General features: G+C 67.4%; 22 protein-coding genes. 8 read left to right on the forward strand and 14 right to left on the reverse strand.

Annotation, left to right across the window (positions count from 1 at the left end):
- Nucleotides 1-123: 123 nt before the first annotated feature.
- Nucleotides 124-327, forward strand: coding sequence for a DUF1127 domain-containing protein (locus tag G5V65_RS05860; protein ID WP_165047836.1), 204 nt, complete (start codon nt 124-126; stop codon nt 325-327).
- Nucleotides 328-437: 110 nt separating this feature from the next.
- On the opposite strand, the gene G5V65_RS05865 is transcribed toward G5V65_RS05860, so the two are convergent.
- The 7 genes from G5V65_RS05865 to G5V65_RS05895 all read right to left on the reverse strand — a co-directional run bounded on the left by G5V65_RS05865 (nt 438) and on the right by G5V65_RS05895 (nt 7,615).
- A complete protein-coding gene (locus G5V65_RS05865) occupies nt 438-791 on the reverse strand; it encodes a hypothetical protein (protein ID WP_165047838.1) in 354 nt (117 codons plus the stop codon).
- 118 nt (nt 792-909) lie between these two features.
- Complete coding sequence (locus tag G5V65_RS05870; RefSeq protein ID WP_165047841.1) at nt 910-1,782, reverse strand: 50S ribosomal protein L11 methyltransferase; 873 nt, start codon at nt 1,780-1,782, stop codon at nt 910-912.
- A 34-nt stretch (nt 1,783-1,816) separates the two neighbouring features.
- The gene (locus G5V65_RS05875) at nt 1,817-2,680 is read right to left on the reverse strand and encodes a class I SAM-dependent methyltransferase (RefSeq protein ID WP_165047843.1); all 864 of its coding nucleotides are present in this window, start codon (nt 2,678-2,680) and stop codon (nt 1,817-1,819) included.
- A gap of 40 nt (nt 2,681-2,720) precedes the next feature.
- A complete protein-coding gene (gene msrA / locus G5V65_RS05880) occupies nt 2,721-3,371 on the reverse strand; it encodes a peptide-methionine (S)-S-oxide reductase MsrA (protein WP_165047845.1) in 651 nt (216 codons plus the stop codon).
- A gap of 94 nt (nt 3,372-3,465) precedes the next feature.
- Nucleotides 3,466-4,707: an MFS transporter gene (locus G5V65_RS05885; RefSeq protein ID WP_241250462.1), complete on the reverse strand. Its 1,242-nt coding sequence runs from the start codon at nt 4,705-4,707 to the stop codon at nt 3,466-3,468.
- Nucleotides 4,708-4,782: 75 nt separating this feature from the next.
- A complete protein-coding gene (locus G5V65_RS05890; protein WP_165047847.1) occupies nt 4,783-5,286 on the reverse strand; it encodes a hypothetical protein in 504 nt (167 codons plus the stop codon).
- Between the two features lie 136 nt (nt 5,287-5,422).
- The gene (locus G5V65_RS05895; RefSeq protein WP_165047849.1) at nt 5,423-7,615 is read right to left on the reverse strand and encodes a primosomal protein N'; all 2,193 of its coding nucleotides are present in this window, start codon (nt 7,613-7,615) and stop codon (nt 5,423-5,425) included.
- Nucleotides 7,616-7,729: 114 nt separating this feature from the next.
- Between G5V65_RS05895 and fsa the strand changes: the two genes are divergently transcribed.
- Genes fsa through G5V65_RS05915 form a run of 4 tightly spaced genes read left to right on the forward strand, consistent with a single transcriptional unit; the run spans nt 7,730 to nt 10,800 of the window.
- Nucleotides 7,730-8,383 carry a fructose-6-phosphate aldolase gene (fsa, locus tag G5V65_RS05900; protein ID WP_165047851.1) on the forward strand — a complete coding sequence of 218 codons (654 nt, stop codon included), beginning with the start codon at nt 7,730-7,732 and terminating at the stop codon, nt 8,381-8,383.
- A 52-nt stretch (nt 8,384-8,435) separates the two neighbouring features.
- The gene (locus G5V65_RS05905; RefSeq protein WP_165047852.1) at nt 8,436-9,131 is read left to right on the forward strand and encodes a DUF484 family protein; all 696 of its coding nucleotides are present in this window, start codon (nt 8,436-8,438) and stop codon (nt 9,129-9,131) included.
- Entirely contained in the window at nt 9,128-10,051 is a 924-nt protein-coding gene (locus G5V65_RS05910; RefSeq protein WP_165047854.1) for a tyrosine recombinase XerC, read from the forward strand. The genes G5V65_RS05905 and G5V65_RS05910 overlap by 4 nt, the downstream gene beginning before the upstream one ends.
- 41 nt (nt 10,052-10,092) lie before the next feature.
- Nucleotides 10,093-10,800, forward strand: a complete 708-nt coding sequence (locus G5V65_RS05915) for a CDP-alcohol phosphatidyltransferase family protein (RefSeq protein ID WP_165047856.1) — start codon at nt 10,093-10,095, stop codon at nt 10,798-10,800.
- Nucleotides 10,801-10,857: 57 nt separating this feature from the next.
- Here G5V65_RS05915 and G5V65_RS05920 read toward each other — a convergent pair whose 3' ends face one another.
- From G5V65_RS05920 to G5V65_RS05935, 4 genes are all read right to left on the reverse strand, one after another.
- The gene (locus tag G5V65_RS05920; RefSeq protein ID WP_165047858.1) at nt 10,858-11,694 is read right to left on the reverse strand and encodes an EamA family transporter; all 837 of its coding nucleotides are present in this window, start codon (nt 11,692-11,694) and stop codon (nt 10,858-10,860) included.
- A 176-nt stretch (nt 11,695-11,870) separates the two neighbouring features.
- Nucleotides 11,871-12,107: a DUF3253 domain-containing protein gene (locus G5V65_RS05925; protein ID WP_165047860.1), complete on the reverse strand. Its 237-nt coding sequence runs from the start codon at nt 12,105-12,107 to the stop codon at nt 11,871-11,873.
- The gene (gene ileS / locus G5V65_RS05930; protein WP_165047862.1) at nt 12,091-15,018 is read right to left on the reverse strand and encodes an isoleucine--tRNA ligase; all 2,928 of its coding nucleotides are present in this window, start codon (nt 15,016-15,018) and stop codon (nt 12,091-12,093) included. Before ileS ends, G5V65_RS05925 begins: the two co-directional genes overlap by 17 nt.
- Before the next feature lie 201 nt (nt 15,019-15,219).
- Nucleotides 15,220-17,955 (reverse strand): DUF2339 domain-containing protein, encoded by a 2,736-nt coding sequence (locus tag G5V65_RS05935; RefSeq protein ID WP_343162827.1) that lies wholly within the window; start codon nt 17,953-17,955, stop codon nt 15,220-15,222.
- 137 nt (nt 17,956-18,092) lie between these two features.
- On the opposite strand from G5V65_RS05935, the gene G5V65_RS05940 reads away from it, so the two are divergent.
- Nucleotides 18,093-18,476: a DUF2237 family protein gene (locus tag G5V65_RS05940; protein WP_165048106.1), complete on the forward strand. Its 384-nt coding sequence runs from the start codon at nt 18,093-18,095 to the stop codon at nt 18,474-18,476.
- An 85-nt stretch (nt 18,477-18,561) separates the two neighbouring features.
- Entirely contained in the window at nt 18,562-18,963 is a 402-nt protein-coding gene (locus G5V65_RS05945; RefSeq protein ID WP_165047867.1) for a group III truncated hemoglobin, read from the forward strand.
- A 25-nt stretch (nt 18,964-18,988) separates the two neighbouring features.
- Here the strand turns inward: G5V65_RS05945 and G5V65_RS05950 are convergent, their stop codons facing one another.
- The 3 genes from G5V65_RS05950 to trpB form a co-directional block, all read right to left on the reverse strand.
- Nucleotides 18,989-19,504 (reverse strand): helix-turn-helix transcriptional regulator, encoded by a 516-nt coding sequence (locus G5V65_RS05950; protein WP_206526691.1) that lies wholly within the window; start codon nt 19,502-19,504, stop codon nt 18,989-18,991.
- Between the two features lie 69 nt (nt 19,505-19,573).
- Nucleotides 19,574-20,050 (reverse strand): hypothetical protein, encoded by a 477-nt coding sequence (locus G5V65_RS05955; protein WP_165047869.1) that lies wholly within the window; start codon nt 20,048-20,050, stop codon nt 19,574-19,576.
- Nucleotides 20,051-20,548: 498 nt separating this feature from the next.
- The gene (gene trpB, locus G5V65_RS05960; RefSeq protein WP_165047871.1) at nt 20,549-21,781 is read right to left on the reverse strand and encodes a tryptophan synthase subunit beta; all 1,233 of its coding nucleotides are present in this window, start codon (nt 21,779-21,781) and stop codon (nt 20,549-20,551) included.
- A gap of 323 nt (nt 21,782-22,104) precedes the next feature.
- On the opposite strand from trpB, the gene G5V65_RS05965 reads away from it, so the two are divergent.
- Nucleotides 22,105-22,884, forward strand: a complete 780-nt coding sequence (locus tag G5V65_RS05965) for a DUF4394 domain-containing protein (RefSeq protein ID WP_165047873.1) — start codon at nt 22,105-22,107, stop codon at nt 22,882-22,884.
- Nucleotides 22,885-23,054: the final 170 nt, after the last annotated feature.

Genomic DNA, 23,054 nt, shown 5'->3' on the forward strand with positions numbered 1-23,054 from the left:
TCATGCAGCCATTGCAAGGGTGACTTGCAAGCGCAGCACTGGCTTTGCACATGCAGCAAGATTATATGGCTCTCACGAAGCGAAAACGCTTCAACCATGAGCAGTTTGTAAAGGATCAACCCCATGGCCGCCTATGAAACGACCCGCCCGGCGCCGTTCGGCGCCATTTCGATCTTCCGCGCTGTCCAGTTCATCTCGAACGGCTTCATCGCCTTCTCGAACTGGAACGACGCCCGCGTCACCCGCAACGCCCTTGCCAAGCTTTCCGATCGCGAGCTTGACGATATCGGCCTGTGCCGCGGCGACATCGAAATGCTCGGTCGCTGAACCACAGCCACCGAACGAAATGCTGGGCCGTCGTCCGTGGGGGACGACGGCCCTTTGCATTTCAGGCCCGCCCGTTCCGGCAGGGCCAGCCTGCAAGAGGATCCACCGCGTCAGACGCGGCTACGCTCCACGATCAGCGAAATCCCGTCCGAAATCAGCACCGTCACCGGATCCGCCCGCATCAGGAAACCCTGAACGGCGTCAAATCCGCCCCGCGCCTCGATATCGGCCACGCGCCGGTCAAAGCTGTCGGCCCCCATATGGTAATGGATGGCCCCCTTCATGCCGAAGCAGAAGCAGAACAGAAAGATGCCGATGCGGAAAACCGGCCTGCGACGCACAGGCAGACGCCGGTAGAAGGACCGGCCCAGCGTATCAGGTGCCTCGAACCCATAGCCCAGCGCATGCGCCTGCTCGATCCGGCCTACCCGCTTGTAAAAGTCGTCCATATTCGGGTCGGACATGTCTTGCCCCTCGTCACGACCCCCACCGACGTTAATCACTATTCGGCAATCATGGCGAAATTGCGGCAAAAGGGGCCCTCTGCCGCTTTTCTGCCGCAAGTTTTAATACAACTTTGGTTTATTTGCGCTTCAGAACCAGCGTGGACCATTCGCCGATATCCTCGCGCCCTTCCAGCGCGAATCCCTCGGCCTCATAGGCCGCCGTCACGGCTTCGGCCTGCACGACCAGCAGGCCGGACAGGATCGCCAGCCCGCCCTTGCCCAGATGCCCCGCCATGTCGGGGGCCAGCTCGATCAGCGGCCCCTTCAGGATATTGGCAAAGACCAGATCGAAGGGCGCCACCTCGGCCAGACGCGCATGGCCGAACCCCGCCGCCTCAAGGCATTCCAGCCGCCCCTCCAGCCCGTTGATGGCGATATTCGCCTCGGCCACATCCACCGCCACCGCGTCGATATCCGACGCGATCACCAGGGCATCCGGCAGCACGGCCGCCGCCGCCATCGCCAGCACCGCCGTCCCGCAGCCGATATCGGCCACCTTGGCCGGGCGCAGGCCCGCCTCGAACAGCCGGTCAAACGCCCGCAGACAGCCCAGGGTCGTGCCGTGATGCCCCGTGCCAAAGGCCACCGTCGCCTCGATCTGCAGCGCCACCCGCCCCTCGGGCACCTTGTCCGCATCATGGCTGCCGAACACGAAGAACCGCCCCGCCTCCACCGGGCTCAACTCCCGCCGCACCTTGGCGACCCAGTCGATCTCGGGCAGTTCCGACAGCGCGAAGGGCTTCGCGCCAAAGGCCAGCGCGATCACCTCCAGCATCACCATGTCGGGCTTTTCCAGGAAATAGGCCCCCACTTCCCACAGACCCGAGTCATCCTCGATCTCGAAGACGCCCACCCCCGTGGGCTCCGGCTCCATCCGCTCGATGGCATTGGCCAGCGCCACGGCGGCATCTTCGCCTTCCAGCGTCGTCAGGGCGGAATAGGTGGGCATGGGGGTGTCTCCTCGTGGATCACCCCCGATACCTCTAAACCGAAGCCGGGCGCAACCGCATCAAGAGATAGCGGTTGCTGCGCCGGAACGCCTCGCCCGTCCGCTCATCCCCCGTCAGCCGCCGCATCAGCGACGCCCGCCGCCGCGCGCCCATCACCCGGCCCAGAACCCCCACGACCAGCCCGCGAAGCCAGGGCCGCTTGGCGCGCAATTCGCGGTCCATGCCCGCCACGCCCACGCCCAGCACGTTGAAGAAGGCCTGTTCCACGTCGATCGAGGGGGCCACCTGATCGGTCACATCCTCCTCGGCCTCGATCACCAACCCCTCGCGCGCCGCGGCTTCCTGAAATTTCTCCACCACATGCCCGCCGCCCACCGTCCGATGCGGGTTCTTCAGCCAATCCCCATCCAGCCTGCGGAAACAGTCGCCGATCACGATCGCGCCCCCCGGCGCCAGCAGGGCCTTGGCGCGCGGCAGGCTCTCCGTCAGGGGGATATACTGGAAACTCTCGGAAAACAGGCACAGGTCGAACGGCCCGGTCACCCGCGCCTCCTCGAACATCGCCTCATGCACCACGGCCTCGGGCGCGTTCACCCGGCAGCGCGCGGCCAGAAAGGCCGACGGCACCACGATCTCCACCGAATGCCCCATCGCGATCAGCCGCTTCGCCGTCTCGCCCGCGCCGCCGCCGATATCCAGGATCCGCAACCGCCCCTCGGGCAGCAGCGCGAAGAGCCGCTGGCTATAGGCCTCCTGCGCCGCGCCCAGATTGGCCGCCACAGGGTCCAGCCCCGCCCACAGCCCGTAATGCATATGCTCCTTGCCCGTCAGCCACTTGGCCAGCGCACAGCCAGCCTCCAGCCCGACGGCGCGGGTGTCGATGCGCCCAGACGCCATGTCCCGAAATGTCCCCCAACCCTTGAAACGCTGCCGCGTCTCAGGCGGTCAGTCCGATGGGGCAACTTACCCCCGTCCCCCCGATGCCGCAATAACCGTCAGGGTTCTTCGCCAGATACTGCTGATGGTAATCCTCGGCGAAATAGAAGACCGGCGCGGGGATGATCTCGGTGGTGATCGCGCCATAGCCCGCCGCCGTCAGCCGCGCCTGATAGGCGGCCTTGCTCTCCCGCGCGGCCGTAGCCTGCGCCTCGTCATAGACATAGATCCCCGACCGATAGGTCGATCCGATATCATTGCCCTGCCGCATCCCCTGCGTCGGGTCATGCCCCTCCCAGAAGACCTTCAGCAGCCCCTCATAGGAAATCACCGCAGGGTCAAAGATCACCCGCACCACCTCGTTATGGCCCGTAAGCTGGGTGCAGGTCTCCTTGTAGGTCGGGTTCGGCGTGAACCCGCCCGCATAGCCCACCATCGTCAGCCAGACGCCCGCGGTCTGCCAGAACTTCCGCTCCACCCCCCAGAAACAGCCCATGCCGAACATGGCCTCGGCCATGCCCGCAGGCACCGGCGATTTCAGCGGGATGCCCGACAGGAAATGCAGCTCCGCCGTGGGCAGCGGCTCCGCCCGCCCGGGCAGCGCCTTGTCCGGCGTCACCATTTCCATCTTGCGGCGATCCACGAAAAACATCGGCAGCCCTCCATCGGTTCCCCCCGTATATAGGGCCGCGCCCACCAAATTTCTTCGAAGAAATTTGCAAAAATCTTCACAAGATTTTTGGCCCTCACTCCGCCGGAGCGGCCCTCGGCCCCGCCGACCCGAACACCGTCTCATATCCCGGCTCGGGATGGCGCGGGATCATCAGGGCCAGCGCCAGCGCCACCAGCGCCATCCCCGCCCCCAGCAGGAACACCCAATCCGGGCTCTTCGCCCACATATAGCCCAAAGCCGCAGGCAGGAAGACCGCCGCGATATGGTTGATCGTAAAGGCCACCGCCGCCGTCGGCGCGATATCGGCCGGATCGGCGATCTTCTGGAAATAGGTCTTCAGCGCGAAGGACAGCGCAAAGAACATCTGGTCACAGATATAGAGCGCCCCCGCGATCACCAGCCCCCAGCCAAACCAGTAAAGCCCGCCATAGGCCAGAAACACCAGCGTCAGCCCGACATATTCAAAGGCCATCACCTTGCGCTCGCCGAACCGGCCCAGCGCGCGGCCCATCACCGGCGCGGCCACCATCTGCAGCACGTAATTCACCAGCAGCAGCATCGTCATCTCCGAGACCTTCATCCCGAAGCGTTCCACCATCATGAACCCGGCAAAGACCACAAAGATCTGCCGCCGCGCCCCTGCCATGAACTGCAACGCATAGAACAGCCAATAGCGCTTGCGCAGCACCATGTGCCGATGCTGGGCATGCGGCCCCTCGAACTGCGGATAGGCAAGGAAACAGAACAGCGCGATCGCCGCCGTGATCCCGCCCGAGGTCAGATAGACCGCATCATAGCTCAGCCCCAAAGGCTCCCACAGCAGCACGATCGCCCCATAGGCCAGCAGCGACGCCCCCGATCCCACACCCACGATCCAGCCCAGAACCTGCGGCGCGCGCTGCTTTTCCACCCATTGCAGCTGCAGCGACTGGTTCACCGTCTCGAAATAATGAAACCCGATGGAGGACAGCAGCGTCACCAGCAGCATGCCCCCAAAGGACGGAAACCACGCCGTCACCGCCGTGGCCACGCCCAAGAGGCCAAGCGAGGCCACGCCCAGCACCTGCTCGCGCAGGAACAGGATCAGGAAGATCACCCCGATGGCCAGAAAGCCCGGGATCTCGCGCACCGTATGCAGCCAGCCGATCTCCACCCCGGAAAACTGCGCCGCCTCGATGACAAAGTTGTTCAGCAGCGCCGACCATGTGGCAAAGGCGATGGGCATGGCAAAGGCCATCAGGAACAGCAGGCTTTCAGGGCGCTGCCAGCGCGGCAGCGTCTCGGCCTCGGCAAGGGTCATCCGGCGCAAGCTCATGGCGCAGTCCTACGCCCGCCCGTCCCCGGGTGACAGAAAAAACTTGTGCCCGATACATTCGGCCGGGCGGCGCTTCTAGCGCCCGCCGTCTGACGCCCCCCCGCGCCCACCGCCTTCATCGTGGCTCCGGCTGCCATTCCCGTCGCGGCCCTGCCCGGGCGCCCCGTTATCGGCTGCGGCCGGTGCTTCCAGACTCTTCGCCGCTTCGGCCGCGGGGGCTTCCTCGGGCGCTTCGGGCGGAGTCTCCGGTTCTGCCGGCAGCGGTTCCTGCCTGCGGAACAGATCCCTCAGCACCTTGCCGTTGCGGGGGTTCAGGATCACTTCGCGCGTGCCTTCCGGCCCGACGGCCAGGATCCGCACCCGGCCCAGAAAGGTCCGCTCCCGCTCGACGACGGAAAACCCCTCCTGCTCCAGACTGGCGATCAGATCCGTCTCCGTCACCGCCTGCACGGTCAGCGGGCGCATCACCTCCGGCCCGCCCATGGGCGCATTCGGCCCGACCTGCGCCGCCGCCGGATCCGGCAGCAGGAACAGGGCAAGGCCAATCGCCGCCCAGCGCAGTTGCCTGTCATTCAACATTACCGAAGCAACCCCTTGACCTGCCCGTTTCTTCTGGTCTGCCGGGGCCTATCATCGCCGATTTCGTGTCAGCTTTAAATGAGTATTAATGCCCATTCCCCGCCTCGGCGGAAAAGCCCGCCGGGCCCGTCCAGCCCTAGAGAAAGCTCTGCGGATCAATGTCGATGGCCAGCCTCAGGTTCGCGGGCGGCTTCACCTGCGCCACCCATTCCGCCAAAGCCGCCTGCAGGGGCACGCCCTTTTCCGCCTTCACCAGAAGCCGCACCCGATGCCGCCCGCGGACCCGCGCAATCGGCGCGGGCGCGGGGCCAAAGACCTGCGCCCCCACGGCCCGCAAGGGCGCGTCCCGACGCGCCAACTCGCCCGCGAAATCGAACACCTGCGCCACATCCGGGCTGGACAGGATCACCCCCGCCATCCGCCCGTAGGGCGGCACCCCCGCCGCCCGCCGCTCGGCGGCCTCGGCCCGCCAGAAGGCCTCCTCATCGCCTCCCAGAATGGCCCGGATCACCGGATGCTCCGGCTGATGCGTCTGCAACAGGGCCACCCCCTTCCGCCCCTCCAGCCGCCCCGCGCGCCCCGCCACCTGCCGCATCAGCTGAAATGTCCGCTCCGCCGCCCGCAGGTCCGATCCCTGCAATCCCAGATCCGCGTCGATCACCCCCACCAGCGTCAGCAACGGAAAGTTGTGACCCTTCGCCACGATCTGCGTGCCGATGATGATCTCCGCCTCGCCCCCCGCAATCGCCTCGATCTGCGCCTTCAAGGCCCGCGCCGATCCAAACAGGTCCGATGACAGCACCGCCACGCGGGCATCCGGAAACCGCGCCGCCACTTCCTCGGCCAGCCGCTCCACCCCCGGACCGACCGCCGCCATCCGCCCCTCCACCCCGCAGGCCGGGCAGGCCACCGGCACCGGCTTCGTCGCCCCGCATTGGTGACAGACCAGCCGCTTCTGGAACCGATGCTCCACCATCCGCGCGTCGCAATGGTCGCAGCCCACCTGATGCCCGCAGGCCCGGCAGAGCGTCACCGGCGCATAGCCCCGCCGGTTCAGGAACAGCATCGCCTGTTCCCCCTTCTCCACCCGCGCCGCCACCTCCGCCGCCAGCTTCGCGCTCAGCCAGCGATCCGCAGGCAGCTTTTCGCCCCGCATGTCGATGGCCCGCACCTCCGGCATCTCCGCCGCGCCATAGCGGGCCGACAGGTCCAGCCGGGAATATTTCCCCGCCTCCACATTCGCCCATGTCTCCAGCGACGGCGTGGCGGATGCCAGCACCACAGGGCAGCCCACGATGGCCCCCCGCAGCACCGCCATGTCCCGCGCGTTATACAGAACCCCCTCCTCCTGCTTGTAAGAGGTGTCATGTTCCTCATCCACCACGACCAGGCCAAGCCGTTGATAAGGCAGGAACAAGGCCGACCGCGCCCCCACCACCACCGACGCGCCCCCCGTGGCGACCATCTTCCAGACCCGCCGCCGCTCGGTCATCGTGACGCCCGAATGCCACTCGGCAGGCCGCGCCCCGAACCGCGCCTCCACCCGCTTCAGGAATTCCGCCGTCAGCGCGATCTCGGGCAGCAGCACCAGGGCCTGCCGTCCCGCCCGCAGGCATTCCGCCACCGCCTCAAGATAGACCTCGGTCTTCCCCGACCCGGTCACCCCCTTCAACAGCGTCGTCGAATACTCCCCCGCCGCCACCGCCGCGACCAGCGCATCCGCCGCCGCGACCTGATCGCCCTGCAACTCCGGCCCGCCCTTGGGGTCCAGAGGCGGGAAAGGCAGATCGCGCGGCGCCTCCTCTTCCACCACCACGCCCAGCTTGACCAGGCCCTTCACCACCGACGTCCCGCAGCCCGCCTCCTCGGCCAGTTCGCCCAGCGTCATCGGCGCGCCGCCAAAGGCCCGCAGCGCCTCTACCACCCGATGCCGCGCATCGGTCAGCTGATTGGGCACCGCGCCCCCCAGCCGATAGATCCGCCGCAAAGCCGCCCCCTCCATCAACCCCGGCGCGCGGGTCGCCAGGCGCAGCATCTGCGGCAAGGGCGTCAGCGTGTAATCCGCGGCCTTGGCAAGGAAGGCCCGCAACTCCGCCCGCATCGGCGGGGCCTCCAGCACGCGCCCCACGGGGCGCACCTTGGCGATATCCCAATCCCCGCGCCCCCGGCCCCAGACCACCCCCAGCACCCGGCGCGGCCCCAGCGGCACCTCGACGAAATCGCCATCCCCGCAGCCCCCCTCCGGCGCGCGGTAATCCAGCACCCGCCCCAGCGGCTCGGTCGTCAGAACGCCGACCAGTTCGCCCGCCTGATAGGTCCGGTCATACAAATGTTTCCATCCTCATACATTTTTATGTCGAGATGCACCGCCCGGCCCTTCCGCCCGACAGCCTCTTGGGGTAAACCCGCCCCCAAAGCCCCGCAACCCATAAGGACCGCGCCGATGAAATTCTTTGTGGATACCGCCGATGTCGACGCCATCGCCGAGCTGAACGATCTCGGCATGGTGGACGGTGTCACCACCAACCCCTCGCTGATCCTGAAATCCGGCCGCGACATCCTCGAAGTCACCCGCGAAATCTGCTCCATCGTCTCCGGCCCCGTCTCGGCCGAGGTCGTGGCGCTCAAGGCCGAAGACATGATCGCCGAAGGCCGCAAGCTGGCCGAAATCGCGCCGAACATCGCCGTGAAAGTGCCGCTGACATGGGACGGGCTGAAGACCTGCAAGGTCCTGTCCTCGGAAGGCAAGATGGTCAACGTCACCCTCTGCTTCTCGGCCAATCAGGCGCTTCTCGCCGCCAAGGCGGGTGCCACCTTCATCTCCCCCTTCATCGGGCGTCTCGATGACATCAACCTCGACGGCCTCGACCTGATCTCCGACATCCGCGAGATCTATGACAATTACGGCTTCGACACCCAGATCCTCGCCGCCTCCATCCGCACCGCGAACCACGTCACCCAATGCGCCCTGATCGGGGCCGATGTGATGACCGCGCCGCCTGCCGTGATCAAGGCGATGGCCTCCCATGTCCTCACCGACAAGGGGCTCGACCAGTTCATGAAGGACTGGGCAAAAACGGGGCAGAAGATCATCTGATCTTCTGCTATACTGTCCGGCAAATCACCAAGAATACCGGGCAGTGACACCAATGATCGAACCTGACTTGCGCGACCGGCTCCTGTCGGAGCCAGAGCTTCTGCTGGAAGACCGCGACGTGATGAACGCGCTCATCGCCGCGAATGAACGCGCGATGGGCTCGAACATCGTCGATCTGCGCGGCATCGCGATGGAACGGCTCGAGGCGCGGCTGGATCGGCTGGAAGATACCCACCGCTCCGTGATCGCCGCGGCCTATGAAAACCTCGCAGGCACCAACCAGGTGCATCGCGCCATCCTCCAGATGCTCGATCCGCTCAGCTTCGAGGATTTCCTCAAGACCCTCGCCACCGATGTGGCGGGCACGCTCAGGGTGGAATGCGTGCGCCTCGTTCTGGAATCCGTCCAGCCCGAGGACAGCCCCGCCCTCCTGCGCCGTCTGGGCGATGTCCTTTACGTGGCCGAACCCGGCTTCGTGACCGACTACCTTGCTGGCGGGCGCAACGTGCCCCTGCGCCCCGTTGTCCTGCGGCAGGTCCAGCCCGACAATGACGCCCTCTATGGCGAACGCGCCGGATGGATCCGGTCCGAGGCGCTGATGCGCCTCGATTTCGGCACCGGCCGCCTGCCGGGGATGCTGGTCTTCGGCGCCGAAGACCCGCATCAGTTCAAACCCACCCACGGCACCGACCTTCTGGCCTTCTTCGCCGGGGTCTTCGAACGGACCATGCGCCGCTGGCTGTCATGACGGCCCTCCTCTCGGCGCAGCAGCGCGACGCGCTGGAACGCTGGCTCGCCCATCTGCGCGCGCTGGACGGGGCCGCCGCCAATACGATCACCGCCTATGGCCGCGATGTGACGGGTTTCCTCGCCTTCCTCGCCACCCATCGCGGCGGGGCCGAAGGCACCGCCGCCCTCGCCAGCCTGCCCCTGCAGGACATCCGCGCCTGGATGGCGCATGAACGCGCCCGCGGCCTCTCGGCCCGCTCGCTCGCCCGCGCGCTTTCCGCCGTCAAGCGCTTCACCGCCTGGATCGCGGATCGCGAGGGCAGCGATGCCACCGCCCTCCTCTCCACCCGCGGCCCGAAATTCCGCCGCAAGCTGCCCCGCCCGCTCTCCGAAGACGGCGCCCGCGCCATGCTCGATAGCGTGGGCGACCAGTCCCGCGAAGACTGGATCGCCGCGCGCGATACCGCCGTCGTCACCCTGCTCTATGGCTGCGGCCTGCGCATCTCCGAAGCGCTCGGCCTCACCGGCGCCGCCCATCCCCTGCCCGATATCCTGCGCATCACCGGCAAGGGCGGCAAGACGCGCCTCGTCCCCGTCCTGCCCGCCGCCCGCGCCGCGGTGGCGGACTATGTCCGCCTCTGCCCCTTCGACCTCACCGCAAGCGAGGCCCTCTTCCGCGGCGCGCGCGGTGGCCCGCTCAACCCCCGCCTCATCGCGCTGGCGATGGAAAGGACCCGCCTCCAGCTTGGCCTTCCCGCCACCGCCACGCCCCACGCGCTGCGCCACAGCTTTGCCACCCACCTGCTTTCCGCAGGGGGCGACCTCCGCGCGATCCAGGAACTGCTGGGCCATGCCTCCCTGTCCACGACGCAGGCATATACCGCCGTGGATGCCGCAAGATTGATGGAAGTCTACGAAAAGGCGCATCCCCGCGCCTGACAGGAATTGCACCGGGGTCGTTTTCGGGGCAAACCAAGGACATGGATATCCGTCTCAAGGCCCTCGGCGTTCACCTCCTCACCGCGACCGGTGCGGTTCTCTCCATGTTCGCCATGCTCGCCGCCGTCCAGGAAGAGTGGAGCCTGATGTTCCTCTGGCTCGTCTTCGCGCTGCTTGTCGATGGCATCGACGGCCCCCTCGCCCGCCGCTACGACGTGACGAAGAACTGGCCCACCTATGACGGCGTGTTGATGGACCTGATCGTCGACTACCTCACCTATGTCTTCATCCCGGCCTATGCGCTGTTCAAGTCGGGGCTGCTGCCGGGCTGGACGGGCTGGTTCGCCATCATCGCCATCGTCTACGGCTCGGTCGTCTATTTCGCCGATACAAGGATGAAGACCAAGGACAAGTCCTTCGCTGGCTTTCCCGCCTGCTGGAACATGGTGGTCCTGGTGCTGTTTGCCGTGCATCCGGCCTGGTGGATCATCCTGTTCATCGTGGTGGCGCTGACCGTGGGGATGTTCACCAACCTGAAATTCGTCCACCCCGTCCGCACCGCCCGCTGGCGCATGGTCACCCTGCCCATGGCGCTCGGCTGGGTCTTCTTCGCGGGCTGGGCGGCCTGGGTGGATTTCTACCCGCAAAGCTGGGCGCATTGGGGGCTGGTGATCACCTCGCTCTACCTCACCTTCGCAGGCATCGCCCAGCAGATCATCCCCGACCGCAACATCGACCGCGTGGCGTGACGTAGGGCGGGGTTCACCCCGCCATGGCCCAGGGGGGAAGGCGGGGTGAACCCCGCCCTACAGCCGCGTCAGCACCACCCCCGCCACGATCACCACCGAGGCCACCGCCTTCTCCACCCCCATCTTCTCGCCGAAGGCCAGCCAGCCGATCAGTACCGCAAACAGGATCGACGTCTCGCGCAGCGCCGCCACCACGGCCAGGGGGGCCACCGTCATCGCCCAGACCGACACCGCATAGGCCCCGTATGACGCGGCCGAGGCGAATGTCGCCAACCCCCAGGCCCGGCCGTTCCGGGGGATCACGTCCACCCCCTTCCAGAGCAGCATCCCCGTGGTGAAGATCAGCCCATCCGCCACAAAGACCCAGGCCACATAGGCCACCGCATCGCCCGACACGCGCGCGCCCAGGCCATCAATCATCGTATAGGTCGCCGTCGCACAGGCCGACCCAAGGGCAAAGGGCAGCAGCCGCCGATCCTCTCCGCGCGTGAACACCCCCCGCGCCATCAGCAGGATCCCCGCGCCCAGCACCGCGATGCCCAGATATTCCCGCCCCGAGATCGCATCGGCCAGCGTGAAGGCCCCCACCAGCGCCACCACCATCGGCGCCGCCCCCCGCGCGATGGGATAGACCCGGCTCAGGTCGCCCCGCTCATAGGCGAAGACAAGGAAGGACTTGTAGCAGAAATGCGTGCAGCCCGAGGCCAGGATCCACCACCAGACTTCCGGCTTCGGCCAGGGACAGAACAGCGCGATGGTCAACCCGATGGGGATCTCGGCAATCGACAGGATCACCATGCCGCCCGCCTTCGACGTGCCGACCTTGATCAGCGCATTCCAAAGCGCATGCAGGAAGGCCGCCGCCAGAACCGCCAGAAAGACGCCAAAGGTCACGATGCACCCGTCATGGAACCGTCACGAAACGGCTAGTCCCCCCGCCGCCCAAGGGCAAGCCGCAACAGGGGATTTCCCCCCTCTGGCCTTATCGCAGGGATGATCTGGCCGTAGGGCGGGGTTCACCCCGCCTTGTAGGGGTTCACCCCGCCTCCGAACGGGTTCACCCCGCTGCCCTACCGCAACCCCAACCGGATCGGCCCCCGCGCGGCGACCGGGTCCACCGGCACGCCCTTCTGCGTGGCCACCACATCCGGATGCCCCGCCGCCACCCGCCGCACATCTGCCATCAACGGCCGCCAATCGGCGGCCAGCGCCTTGGCGGCCTCGGAGGGGCAAAAGGTCTTCCCCCGGCCCCGCCGCAGCGCAAGGTCCGTCAGGACCGCCGCGATCCCCTCATCCGAGGGCTTCATCACAGCGCGCGCAGACGCCCGCATGGGAATGGGTTCCCACATCCGGCAGCACCTGCCAGCAGCGCTCGCATTTCGCACCCTCCGCCGCCCGGAACACCACCGCCACGCCCTCTACCTCGGCCAGGGCAAAGGCCCCCTCCGGCGCGGGCACCGTCACCACCGCGATATCCGACGTGATGCAGAGATCGGCGAAATCCACCCCCTCCAGCAGCGCCGCCGTCGCGGCATCGACATGCACCACCGGCGCCGCCTCCAGCGAGGCCCCGATCACCTTCGCCGTCCGCTGCACCTCCAGCGCGCCCGTCACCACGCGGCGCACCGCGCGGATGCGCTCCCATTTCGCCGCCAGCGCGGGGTTCAGCCATGCGCCGGGCGTTTCGGGAATGTCGCGCAGATGGACAGACTCCCCCTCACCCGGAAAGCGCGACAGCCAGACATCCTCCATCGTGAACACCAGGATCGGCGCGAGCCATGTCGTCAGCCGGTGAAACAGCGCATCCAGAACCGTCCGCGCCGCCCGCCGCCGCAGCGCACCGGGCGCATCGCAGTAAAGGCTGTCCTTGCGGATGTCGAAATAGACCGCCGACAGGTCCGTCGTGGCAAAGGTGAACAGCTTCTGGAACACGCCCTGGAAATCATAGCGCGCATAGCCCGCGCGCACTTCACCATCCAGTTCCGCCAGCCGGTGCAGCACCCATTGCTCCAGCTCCGGCATCTCGGCCACATCCACCCGCTCGGCATCGGTGAACCCCGCCAGATTGCCCAGCATGAAGCGCAGCGTGTTGCGCAGCCGGCGATAGCTGTCGGCCACGCCCTTCAGGATTTCCTTCCCGATCCGCAGGTCGATGGTGTAATCCGACTGCGCCACCCAAAGCCGCAGGATATCGGCGCCGTATTCGTCGATCACCTCTTGCGGGGCAACCGTGTTGCCCAGCGACTTGGACATCTTCATGCCCTTCTCGTCCAGCGTGAAGCCATGCGTCAGCACGCCCCGATAGGGCGCGCGCCCCTTGGTCCCGCAGGCCTGCAGCATGCTGGAATGGAACCAGCCGCGATGCTGGTCTGTCCCTTCGAGATAGAGATCGGCAATCCCGTCCGCCGCCCCATCCGCGCGATCCCGCAGCACGAAGGCATGGGTCGACCCGGAATCGAACCACACATCCAGCACGTCAAAGACCTGGTCATAGCCCGCCGGATCGACGATCCCGCCCAGCACCCGCTCCTTGAAGCCCTCCACATACCAGACATCCGCGCCCTCGGCCTCGAACGCCGCCTTGATCCGCGCATTCACCTCGCCGTTCCGCAGCAGGTAATCGGCATCCGTGGGCCTGGCCCCCTTCTTCACGAAACAGGTCAGCGGCACACCCCAGGCGCGCTGCCGCGACAGCACCCAATCGGGCCGCGCCTCGATCATCGAATGCAGCCGGTTCCGCCCGGTCACCGGCGTCCATTCCACCAGCTGGTTGATGGAATTCAGCGCCCTTTGCCGGATCGTCTCGCCATGGGTGGACATGCCATCCTCCAGCACCCGGTCGATCGCCACAAACCATTGCGGCGTGTTGCGATAGATCAGCGGCGCCTTCGACCGCCAGCTATGCGGATAGGAATGCTTCAGCTTGCCCTTGGCAAACAGCGCCCCCGTATAGGCCAGCTGCTTGATCACGCTCACATTGGCCGGGCCTTCCTTGCCCTCGGGCGTCAGGATCGCCTGCCCGCCGAAGAGCGGCAGGTCCGCGCGATAGCTGCCATCGGGTTCGACATTATAGGTCATCGGCAGGCCGAATTTCAGGCCCATCTGATAGTCGTCATCGCCATGGCTGGGCGCGGTATGCACGAACCCCGTCCCCGCATCATCCGTCACATGATCGCCCGGCAGCAGGGGAACATCGAAATCCCACTCGCCCGCGCCACCCTCAACCCCCCGGAACGGATGCGCGCAAACCATCGCCGCCAGATCACCCGCCGCCACATCGCAGAGCCGCCGCACGAAGTCCGGCCCCGAAAGCTTGGCCTGCGTGAACACCGCCTCGGCCAGCTTGTCGGCCAGGATCAGCCGCTGCCCGATGGTCGCCGTGCTGTCGGCAGGCCGCCCGATGATTTCATAAAGCCCATAGCCGATCTCCGGCCCGAAACTGATCGCCCGGTTCTGCGGGATGGTCCAGGGCGTGGTGGTCCAGATCACCACATCCGTCCGCGTCCTGGTGAACAGCGCATCCCCCGCCGCCACCACCGGGAACTTCACCCAGATCGTGTGGCTGGTGTGATCGTGATATTCCACCTCCGCCTCGGCCAGCGCGGTCTTTTCCACCGGCGACCACATCACGGGCTTCGACCCCTGATACAGCGACCCGTTCATCACGAATTTCATGAACTCATCCGCGATCACGGCTTCCGCGTGGTAATCCATCGTCAGATAGGGATCGGCCCAGTTGCCGGTCACGCCCAGCCGCTTGAACTCCTCGCGCTGCACGTCGATCCAGCCTTCGGCGAACTTGCGGCATTCCTGACGGAAGGCCACCACATCCACATCATCCTTGTTCAGGCCCTTCGCGCGATACTGCTCCTCGATCTTCCATTCGATGGGCAGCCCGTGGCAATCCCAGCCCGGCACATAGCGCGCGTCCCGCCCCAGCATCTGCTGGCTGCGCACGATGAAATCCTTCAGGATCTTGTTCAGCGCATGCCCGATATGCAGATGCCCGTTCGCATAGGGAGGGCCGTCATGCAGCACGAAAGGCGCCCGCCCCTCGGCGCGGCCCCGCTCCCGCAGCCGGTCATAGATCCCGATCCGCGCCCAACGGTCCAGCCATTCCGGCTCGCGCTGGGGCAGGCCCGCGCGCATGGGAAACTCGGTCTCGGGCAGGAAGACGGTGGAACGGTAGTCGGGCGTATTCGTCGTGTCGGCGCACATGGGCGGCTGTCCTTGCGATCTGTCAGGCAGGGTGTCGGCAGGCGCTGGCCCTGCCGCAGGCGATAGGCGGATCTCCCGGCGGCTGATCAGCGCGCCGGGCAGCTAATTCGGGCATCCATCGCGAATATCTGCATCATGGCGCGCGTTATAGACGCGCGCCGCGCAAGGGTCCAGTGCGGCAAGGCGGCCATCTGCCCGGCCTCACTTCGCGCCGGGCGCGGCCCCGGTCCGCATCGCCGCCCAGCGGTTCAGCCAGGCCAGCCCCGCCAGCGACAGGCCCAGCGCCAGGAAGGAAAAGACCCGCATCAACCCCGACAGCCCGCCCGCATCCACCAGGAAGACCTTCGCCACCGTCAACCCGATCAGGCCCAGCGCCACCCGCCGCAGGCCCACGGAATTCCGCGCGATGGCCTGCCACAGCAGCACCGCCCCAAGCAGCAGCAGCGCGATCGTATAGGAATACAGCTCCGGCTGGCTCGTCCCCGGCACCGACAGGTCATCCCCCCGCCAGAACCGCCGGATCTCCAGCCCGGCATAAAGCGCCACCAGCGCCGCCCCGATCCCGTTCAACCCCAGACGCAGCCAGCCCGGCAGATGCCCCAGCCGCCCGCGCAGCATCAGGATTGCCGCGCCCGGCAGGGCATAGGCCAGGAACAGGCTGTCCAGAACCAGCGGCCCGCGCACCGTATCGCCATAGACCATCGGGTTGAACAGCGTCACCGCCAGCAGCATCCCAAGGCCCCAGACAAGGCCCGAAATCACAGCCAGCCCATAGCGCAGCACCGCCATCCGCCCGCCCAGCTTCACCCGGTAAAGCTGCGCCAGCGCCATCGCCAGCCAGGGCAGCGCCAGCGCCGCGACCGACCAATGCGCCTCGGGCGGAAACTGCCCCGGCCCGCCCGCCATCCAGCGCAGGATCAGCACATCCGCCAGCAGAACCAGGGCCAGCACGATCCCGCTTTCCGCAAAGGCCCGCGCCGCCGCCCGCCCCTCGCGCGGCAACAGCCACAGCGCCGCCGCCAGCCCGATCACCGGCCCCATATAGGCCGCCACCGCCGCCAGCACCGGCGCGTCAAAGGCCCAGATCAGCCCCGGATCCACCGCCATCCGCCAGCCCAGCAGGATCGCCCCCGCCTGCACCGCCAGGGCCATCTCGGGCAGGCGCAGCCGCCGGTCCAGCCCCGCCGCCACGGCAACCAGCACCGCAAGACCCAGCGACAGCGCCGCATGCGACAGGATCAGGAAAAGCGCGAGCGCCATCAGCGACAGCGCCGACAGCGTGAAATGCGCCGCCCGGCGCAGATCGCCCGCGTCCACCCTCGCGAACCGCACCGCCAGACCCACCATCAGCGCGGCCAGCGCCATCACCTGCAGCGCCCAAGCGTAGGCCCCGACCACGGCCGAGACCGGCCATGTCAGCTCCAAGAGCAGCGCCGTCACGGGTGCCGCCAGCGCCGCCGCGATCGACAGGATCACCGGATGCGCCGCGCCCCGCTGCGCCCGCAAGGCCAGCGCGACGGACAGCCCCGCCGCCAGCGCCACCAGCCATGTCACCGTCAGCGGCGCCGCCGTCTCGGGCGGGCGCAGCCCCTCGGCCGCATCGACGAACTGCCAGAACAGATCGCCCCCCCGCCCGGGCATCAGCGCCACCAGCGCGATGAACCCGCCCACAGGCACCAGCGGCAGGTCATGCAGCCCCGGCGCCTCGCCCGACCACAGCGCCAGCACGATGCCCAGCCCCGCCAGCAGCACAAAGGGCAAAAGCCCCCAGCCCGGCCCCGGCATCACAAGGATCAGCAGCGCCACCGCCGCCATCACCGCCGCCCAGGCCAGCAGCACCGGAAAGCCGGGCCGCCCGCCCCTGCCCTTCGCGATCAGCCCCGCCTGCAGGACCGTCGGCCCCGCATGATCGGGAAACAGCCGCAGCGCCGGAATGCCCACCGCCATCAGCGCCAGCCCCGTCACCGCCATCATCAGCGCCTCGGCACTGCCCCCGCCCAGTTGCAACAGGATCCCCGCCGCCAGCGCCAACCCCACCGCCAGCCCGGACACCCAGGCCCAGCGCCGCACCGCATCCACCGCCAGCCCGACCGCCGCCACCAGCAGGAAATAGCCCTGCAACCAATCCACGCTTTCCGAATTGCCGCCCACCACAAAGGGCGACAGCGTCGCCCCCACCAGCCCCAGCGCCGCCAGAAGCGGCCCATGGAACCAGCCCAGCAGGATCGCACCGCCCGCCGTCGCCACCAGCAGGGCAAAGGTGATCTCGGCCCCGATCAGCCCATACATCTGCCGCGCCGCCAGCACCGCGGCAAAGACCGACACCAGCCCCGCCCCGGAAAAGACCGAAGGCAGATAGGCCGTCGAAGACGCCTCGCCATCGCCAAAGCGCCGCCGCACCCGCTCGCCCGCATAAATCAGCGCAAGACCGAAGCCGATCCCCGCCAGCACCCGCACCGCAGGCGGCAGAAAGCCGCGCTCCATCCCGTATTGCACCAAGAACACCCCGGCCAGCGCCAGCGACAGCCCCGACACGGCATAGACCCAGTTCTCCTGCAACCAGCCCGCAAACCGCGCCATCAGCCCCGGGCTGCGCGGCAGGGCAGGTGCCGCCACGACAGGCGCCGCCGGCTCCTGCACGCCCGCGCCCGCCACCCCGGTCTCCCCCTCTGCCAAAGCCGCCGCCTCGGGCGGCAGGTCCACCCGCGGGGCCACGCGCTGCCAGGGCGAAGGGCCGGCCTCGGCCGCGCTCCGCTCCGCCGCGCCCTGTTCTGCCCCCCGCGCGCCGGGGCCCGCCTCCAGCGCCACCAGCCGCGCCTCGGCCCGGGCCAGCCGCTCTGCCATCAGGGCCATCTGCCGCGACAGGCCCGCAAAGCGCACCCAAAGCGCGATCAACCCAACCGGAATGGCCAGCACCGCAAGGATGCCCAGGATCACAGCTTCCAAATCGACACCCCGAAACATCGCCCGACAATGCGACATCCTTACCCGAGGCCGGGGATGATGCAAATCTCCCCTCTCGACTCCGCGCCCGCATGCATTAGCTTTGCCGCCAAAGGATGAAGGGCCGCGCCATGCAGGAAACCTCGATCAATGTCCTGGGCGGGCCGCTGGAACTCTGCTCTGCCGCGCCGCTGACCGGCTTCTTCCGCAATGGCTGCTGCGATACCGGGCCGATGGATAGGGGCCGCCACACCGTCTGCGCCGAAATGACCGAGGAATTCCTCGCCCTGTCGAAATACCTCGGCAATGACCTGTCCACCCCGCGCCCCGAATACGGCTTTGCCGGGCTGAAACCGGGCGATCACTGGTGCCTCTGCGCCGCCCGCTTCCTGCAGGCACATGAAGAAGGCGCAGCCCCCCGCCTGCGCCTTGCCGCCACCCATATCCGCACGCTCGACATCGTGCCGCTCTCGATCCTGCGCCAATATGCCGTGGACCTGCCACCCGAAGGCTGATCCCGCCCCCCCCCGCGACAGCACATCCCCCCTGCGACAGCACATCCCCTTGCCCCCGCACCCCGCCCCGGGCAAGCCTGCCGCCATGCTGCCGCCCCGCTTTCCCATCACCGATGCCCAGATCGACACCGTCATCGCGGAATTCTACGCCGTGATCCGCAACCATCCGGGCCTTGGCCCCGTCTTCGCCCGCCATGTCACCGACTGGCCCGCGCACGAGGCCCGCATCACCCGCTTCTGGCGCAACGCGATCCTCCATGAAGGCGGCTACAGCGGCAATCCGATGCAGGTCCACCGCGCCGCCGAAGATATCCGCGAACCGATGTTCGATGTCTGGCTGGGGCTTTTCGACAGCGTCCTGCGCCGCAACCTGCCACCCGAGACCGCCGCGCAATGGTCTGCCCTCGCCCACCGGATCGGCCGCGCCCTGCGCATCGGCACGGCCGAGGCCCGCGCCTGCCCGGGCGCCCCGCCCCGGCTGAGGTGAATTTTCGCCCCTCCGGGCTGCGGCCTCAGGCCGCCACCGCCGTCGGCCCTGCAGGCACCGCCGCCGCCGCGCGCGGGCGGATCTGATCCGTCACGTCATCGCGCATCAGATCGTCGATGAACAGCGACAGAAGCTGCGGCCGCCCCGTCACGCCCGCCTTGCGATAGATCGCGTTGGTCTGCGCCTTGACCGTCCCCTCCGACGTCGCCCGCAGCATCGCGATCTCGGATGTCGACATCCCCTTGATGGCAAACAGCGCCACATCCCGCTCCGCAGGTGTCAGCGCCCATTCGCCGAACCGCTCTTCCAGCAGATCCATGAACGCCCCGGATGCCCGGCGCAGCCGCTCCTGCGCCAGATTGCGCTCGCGCAGCAGGCGCCCCAGCAGCATGCCGCCCAGGCCGATGCCGAACAGAAGCCCCAGCGTCGCCCCGATCTCCAGCAGTTCCCGCACTTCCCAGGGCAGCGGCGCAAGGTAGATCCCCAGCAGCGACGCCGCGATATCGGACACGAAGAACAAGGCGCTCAGCGCCTGGATCATCAGAACCCCGTATATGAACCAGCGCCCCGTCACGCGTGGCACCGCCGGCTCATCGGATCAAGGGCGGCTTCAGCCACCCGGTCCGCCGTTTCCAGCATCGGTTCTTCCACCACGGTCATCCCTGGATGTTTCCCCACGGCCGCGGGATCCGTCTTCGCGGCCACCGCCGCGATTGCTCCCCGCTGCACTCACTTTCGCCTCTTCCACCTTGTCCTTGGTCGCGGCAATGCCGACGCCGCCAGCAAGCGCTGCGGAAGTGTCGGCGGTCTGCAGGATCTGCCGACCCGCGCCGTCGCCGCCGCCCGCTTCCACGAACATGTCGCGCAGAATCTCGCCATTGTTCGGATTGACGACGATCTCGCGTTGCCCGGCCTCGCCTTCCGCAATGATCCGGGTCCGGCCAAGCCATGTGCGCTCGGTGGACACGTTCCGGAATCCTTGCGTCTCAAGCTGGGCCACGATGTTGTCCGAAACGCTGTCGGCAAGGGCCGATCCGGCCCCCAAAGCACCCATCACGAGTGCGCCCATAACCTTGCGTGCCATCATCATATACCCCCTCTAGGGCAAGACCGCCCCAAGGCAGTCGTCGCGTTATCCAATGTTAAAAGTGTCGTGAAATGACCCCGCCGCGTCATTTTCATGGCAATTGCGGCAGGAACCGGGCCAGCCCGCAAACGGCCCCGCCGCCCGCCCTGCCGGCCGTCCTGCCGCCCCCGCCCCAGGCCCCCCGCCGGGGCCCTGCTGCTGTCTCGGTCCATCTCCGCACCATCGCCTTTCCGGGCCGGTCACGCACAGGCAGGCAGGGGCCGCACCGGCCCCGCCCTGCCCTGCCCGGGGTGATTCCCGGCCGACGGCCCGCCTTGCCACGGGACAGGCGCGCGTGCCTATCAACCGGGGGCCTAGACGGCTCAACCCCCGGTCCCTTCCCCGCGATAAACGCAAGTTTACGGCCCCGCCGCCGTCCTCCCGCGCAGCAAAAGGCCCCCGCCCTTCACAGGACGGGGGCCTTTGGCCATTCCCGGCAGGTCGCGCGCGCCCCGCGCGTCAGACCTTCATGTCCACGCCCAGATGCTTGGCCACGGTAAAGATGTCCTTGTCCCCCCGCCCGCACATGTTCATCACGATGATATGGTCCTTCGGCAGCCCCGGCGCGATCTTCATCACATGGGCCAGCGCGTGGCTCGGCTCCAGCGCCGGGATGATCCCCTCCAGCCTGCACGACAGCTGGAACGCCTCCAGCGCCTCGGCATCCGTGATGCTCACATATTCCGCGCGCCCCGTGTCATGCAGCCAGGCATGCTCCGGCCCGATCCCCGGATAGTCCAGCCCCGCGCTGATCGAGAACCCTTCAAGGATCTGCCCGTCCGGATCCTGCAACAGATAGGTCCGGTTGCCATGCAGCACCCCCGGACGCCCGCCCGTCAGCGACGCGCAATGCTGCATCCGGTCATCCACGCCCTTGCCGCCCGCCTCGACCCCGATGATCCGCACGGAAGGATCGTCCAGGAAGGGATAGAACAGCCCCATCGCGTTCGACCCGCCCCCGATCGCCGCAATCACCGTATCGGGCAGCCGCCCCTCGCCTTCCTGTTCCGCCAGTTGCCAGCGCACTTCCTTCCCGATGATCGACTGGAAGTCGCGCACCATCGCCGGATAGGGATGCGGCCCCGCCACCGTGCCGATGCAATAGAAGGTGTCGCGCACATTGGTCACCCAGTCGCGCAGCGCATCGTTCATCGCATCCTTCAGCGTCCCCCGGCCCGAGGTGACGGGAATCACCTCCGCCCCCAGAAGCTTCATGCGGAACACATTGGGCGCCTGCCGCTCCACATCATGCGCGCCCATGTAGACCACGCATTTCAACCCGAACTTGGCGCAGACCGTGGCCGTCGCCACGCCATGCTGCCCCGCGCCCGTTTCGGCAATGATCCGCGTCTTGCCCATCCGGCGGGCCAGGATGATCTGGCCCAGCACATTGTTGATCTTGTGCGCGCCGGTATGGTTCAGCTCGTCGCGCTTCATGTAGATCTTCGCGCCACCCAGATGCGCGGTCAGGCGCTCGGCATGATAGAGCGGCGAGGGGCGGCCCACGTAATGCTTCCACAGATCGTCCATCTCCGCCCAGAAGCTCGGGTCGGTCTTGGCGAAATCATAGCGCTCTTCCAGCTCCAGGATCAGCGGCATCAGCGTCTCGGACACGAACCGCCCGCCAAAGATGCCGAACCGCCCGGCCTCGTCCGGCCCGGTCATGAAGCTGTTGATCCCGTCCTCGGCCATCGCCCGCACTCCCTGTTCTCTCCCCCCCGATGTAGCGCCCTTGGCCGCCACAGGAAAGGCGGAGTTTGACGCAAACTCCGGTCCGAAATCTGACGCAGATTTCGCCCCCATCCCGCATCGCCCGCACACCCGGACATCGACCCGATGTCCCCCCCGGAATTTGCGCCAGATTCCGCCGCGAATGTCTCGCCTCAGAATTCGCCTCGCCCAACCGCCCGCCCAACCGCCCGCCTCTGACGCTTTCGTGAACACCGCCCGCTGAAACTCCGCCCGCCTCGCTTACGTAGCTCCGCCCGTTGCAATCAATGGACAGGAGCAATGCCATGAAGACGCTTACGACAACCCTCATCCTCGCCGCCGCCGCCACGGGTGCGGCCCATGCCGAAACTGCGCTGGGTCTGTCGGGCGACCGCACGCTGTTGATGATCGACACCGCCACCGCCGCCGTGACGGGCAGCGTCGAGGCGCAGGGTGTCACCCGTCTGCTCGGCATCGACTACCGCCCCGGCACCGGCAAGATCATCGGCGTCACCGATGCCCAGACCATCGTGGAAATCGACCCGATGACCGGCGCCACCATGGAAATGGCCAAGATGAACACCATGCTGCCCGTCGCCGACGGCGCCGCCGTGATCGTCGATGTGAACCCCGCCGCCGACAAGCTGCGCTTCATGTCCGGCACCACGAACCACCGCGTCGACATGGCCACGGGCGAAGTCACCGTGGACGGCGCGCTGAACTTCGATCCCGCCGATGCCAATGCCTCGGTCCTGCCGATGGTCGTCGCCGTTGCCTATACCAACAGCTACGGCAAGCCGGAAAAGACCGCGATGTTCGACATCGACGCGGGCCTCAACGCGCTCCTGCAGCAGACCGCGCCGAATGACGGCACGCTTGCCACCATCGGCAGCCTCGGCGTCACGCTGGACGGCCCCGTCGCGATGGATATCGCCACCACCGCCGATGGCACCAACACCGCCTGGATCGCAGCCATGGGCGGGCTGCACAAGCTCGACCTCGCCACCGGCATGGTTTCCGGCACGATGCCGATCACCGGCACCGACCAGCCGATCCGCGACCTGACGATCCTGCCCGCGATGTAAGCGGTCCCCGATCCCGGGACGCTCCCCCCGGGATCACCCCGCCGCCCGGACAAAGGCCGCGATCCTCCCCGCATCCTTCTGTCCGGGCGCGCTTTCCACGCCCCTGCCCACAAGGCACCGAACGGCCCCAACCGGAATTTGCATCAAATTCCGTCGCGAATTCTGCGGCA

The sequence above is a fragment of the Paragemmobacter kunshanensis genome (assembly GCF_011059185.1).
Taxonomy (GTDB): domain Bacteria; phylum Pseudomonadota; class Alphaproteobacteria; order Rhodobacterales; family Rhodobacteraceae; genus Paragemmobacter; species Paragemmobacter kunshanensis.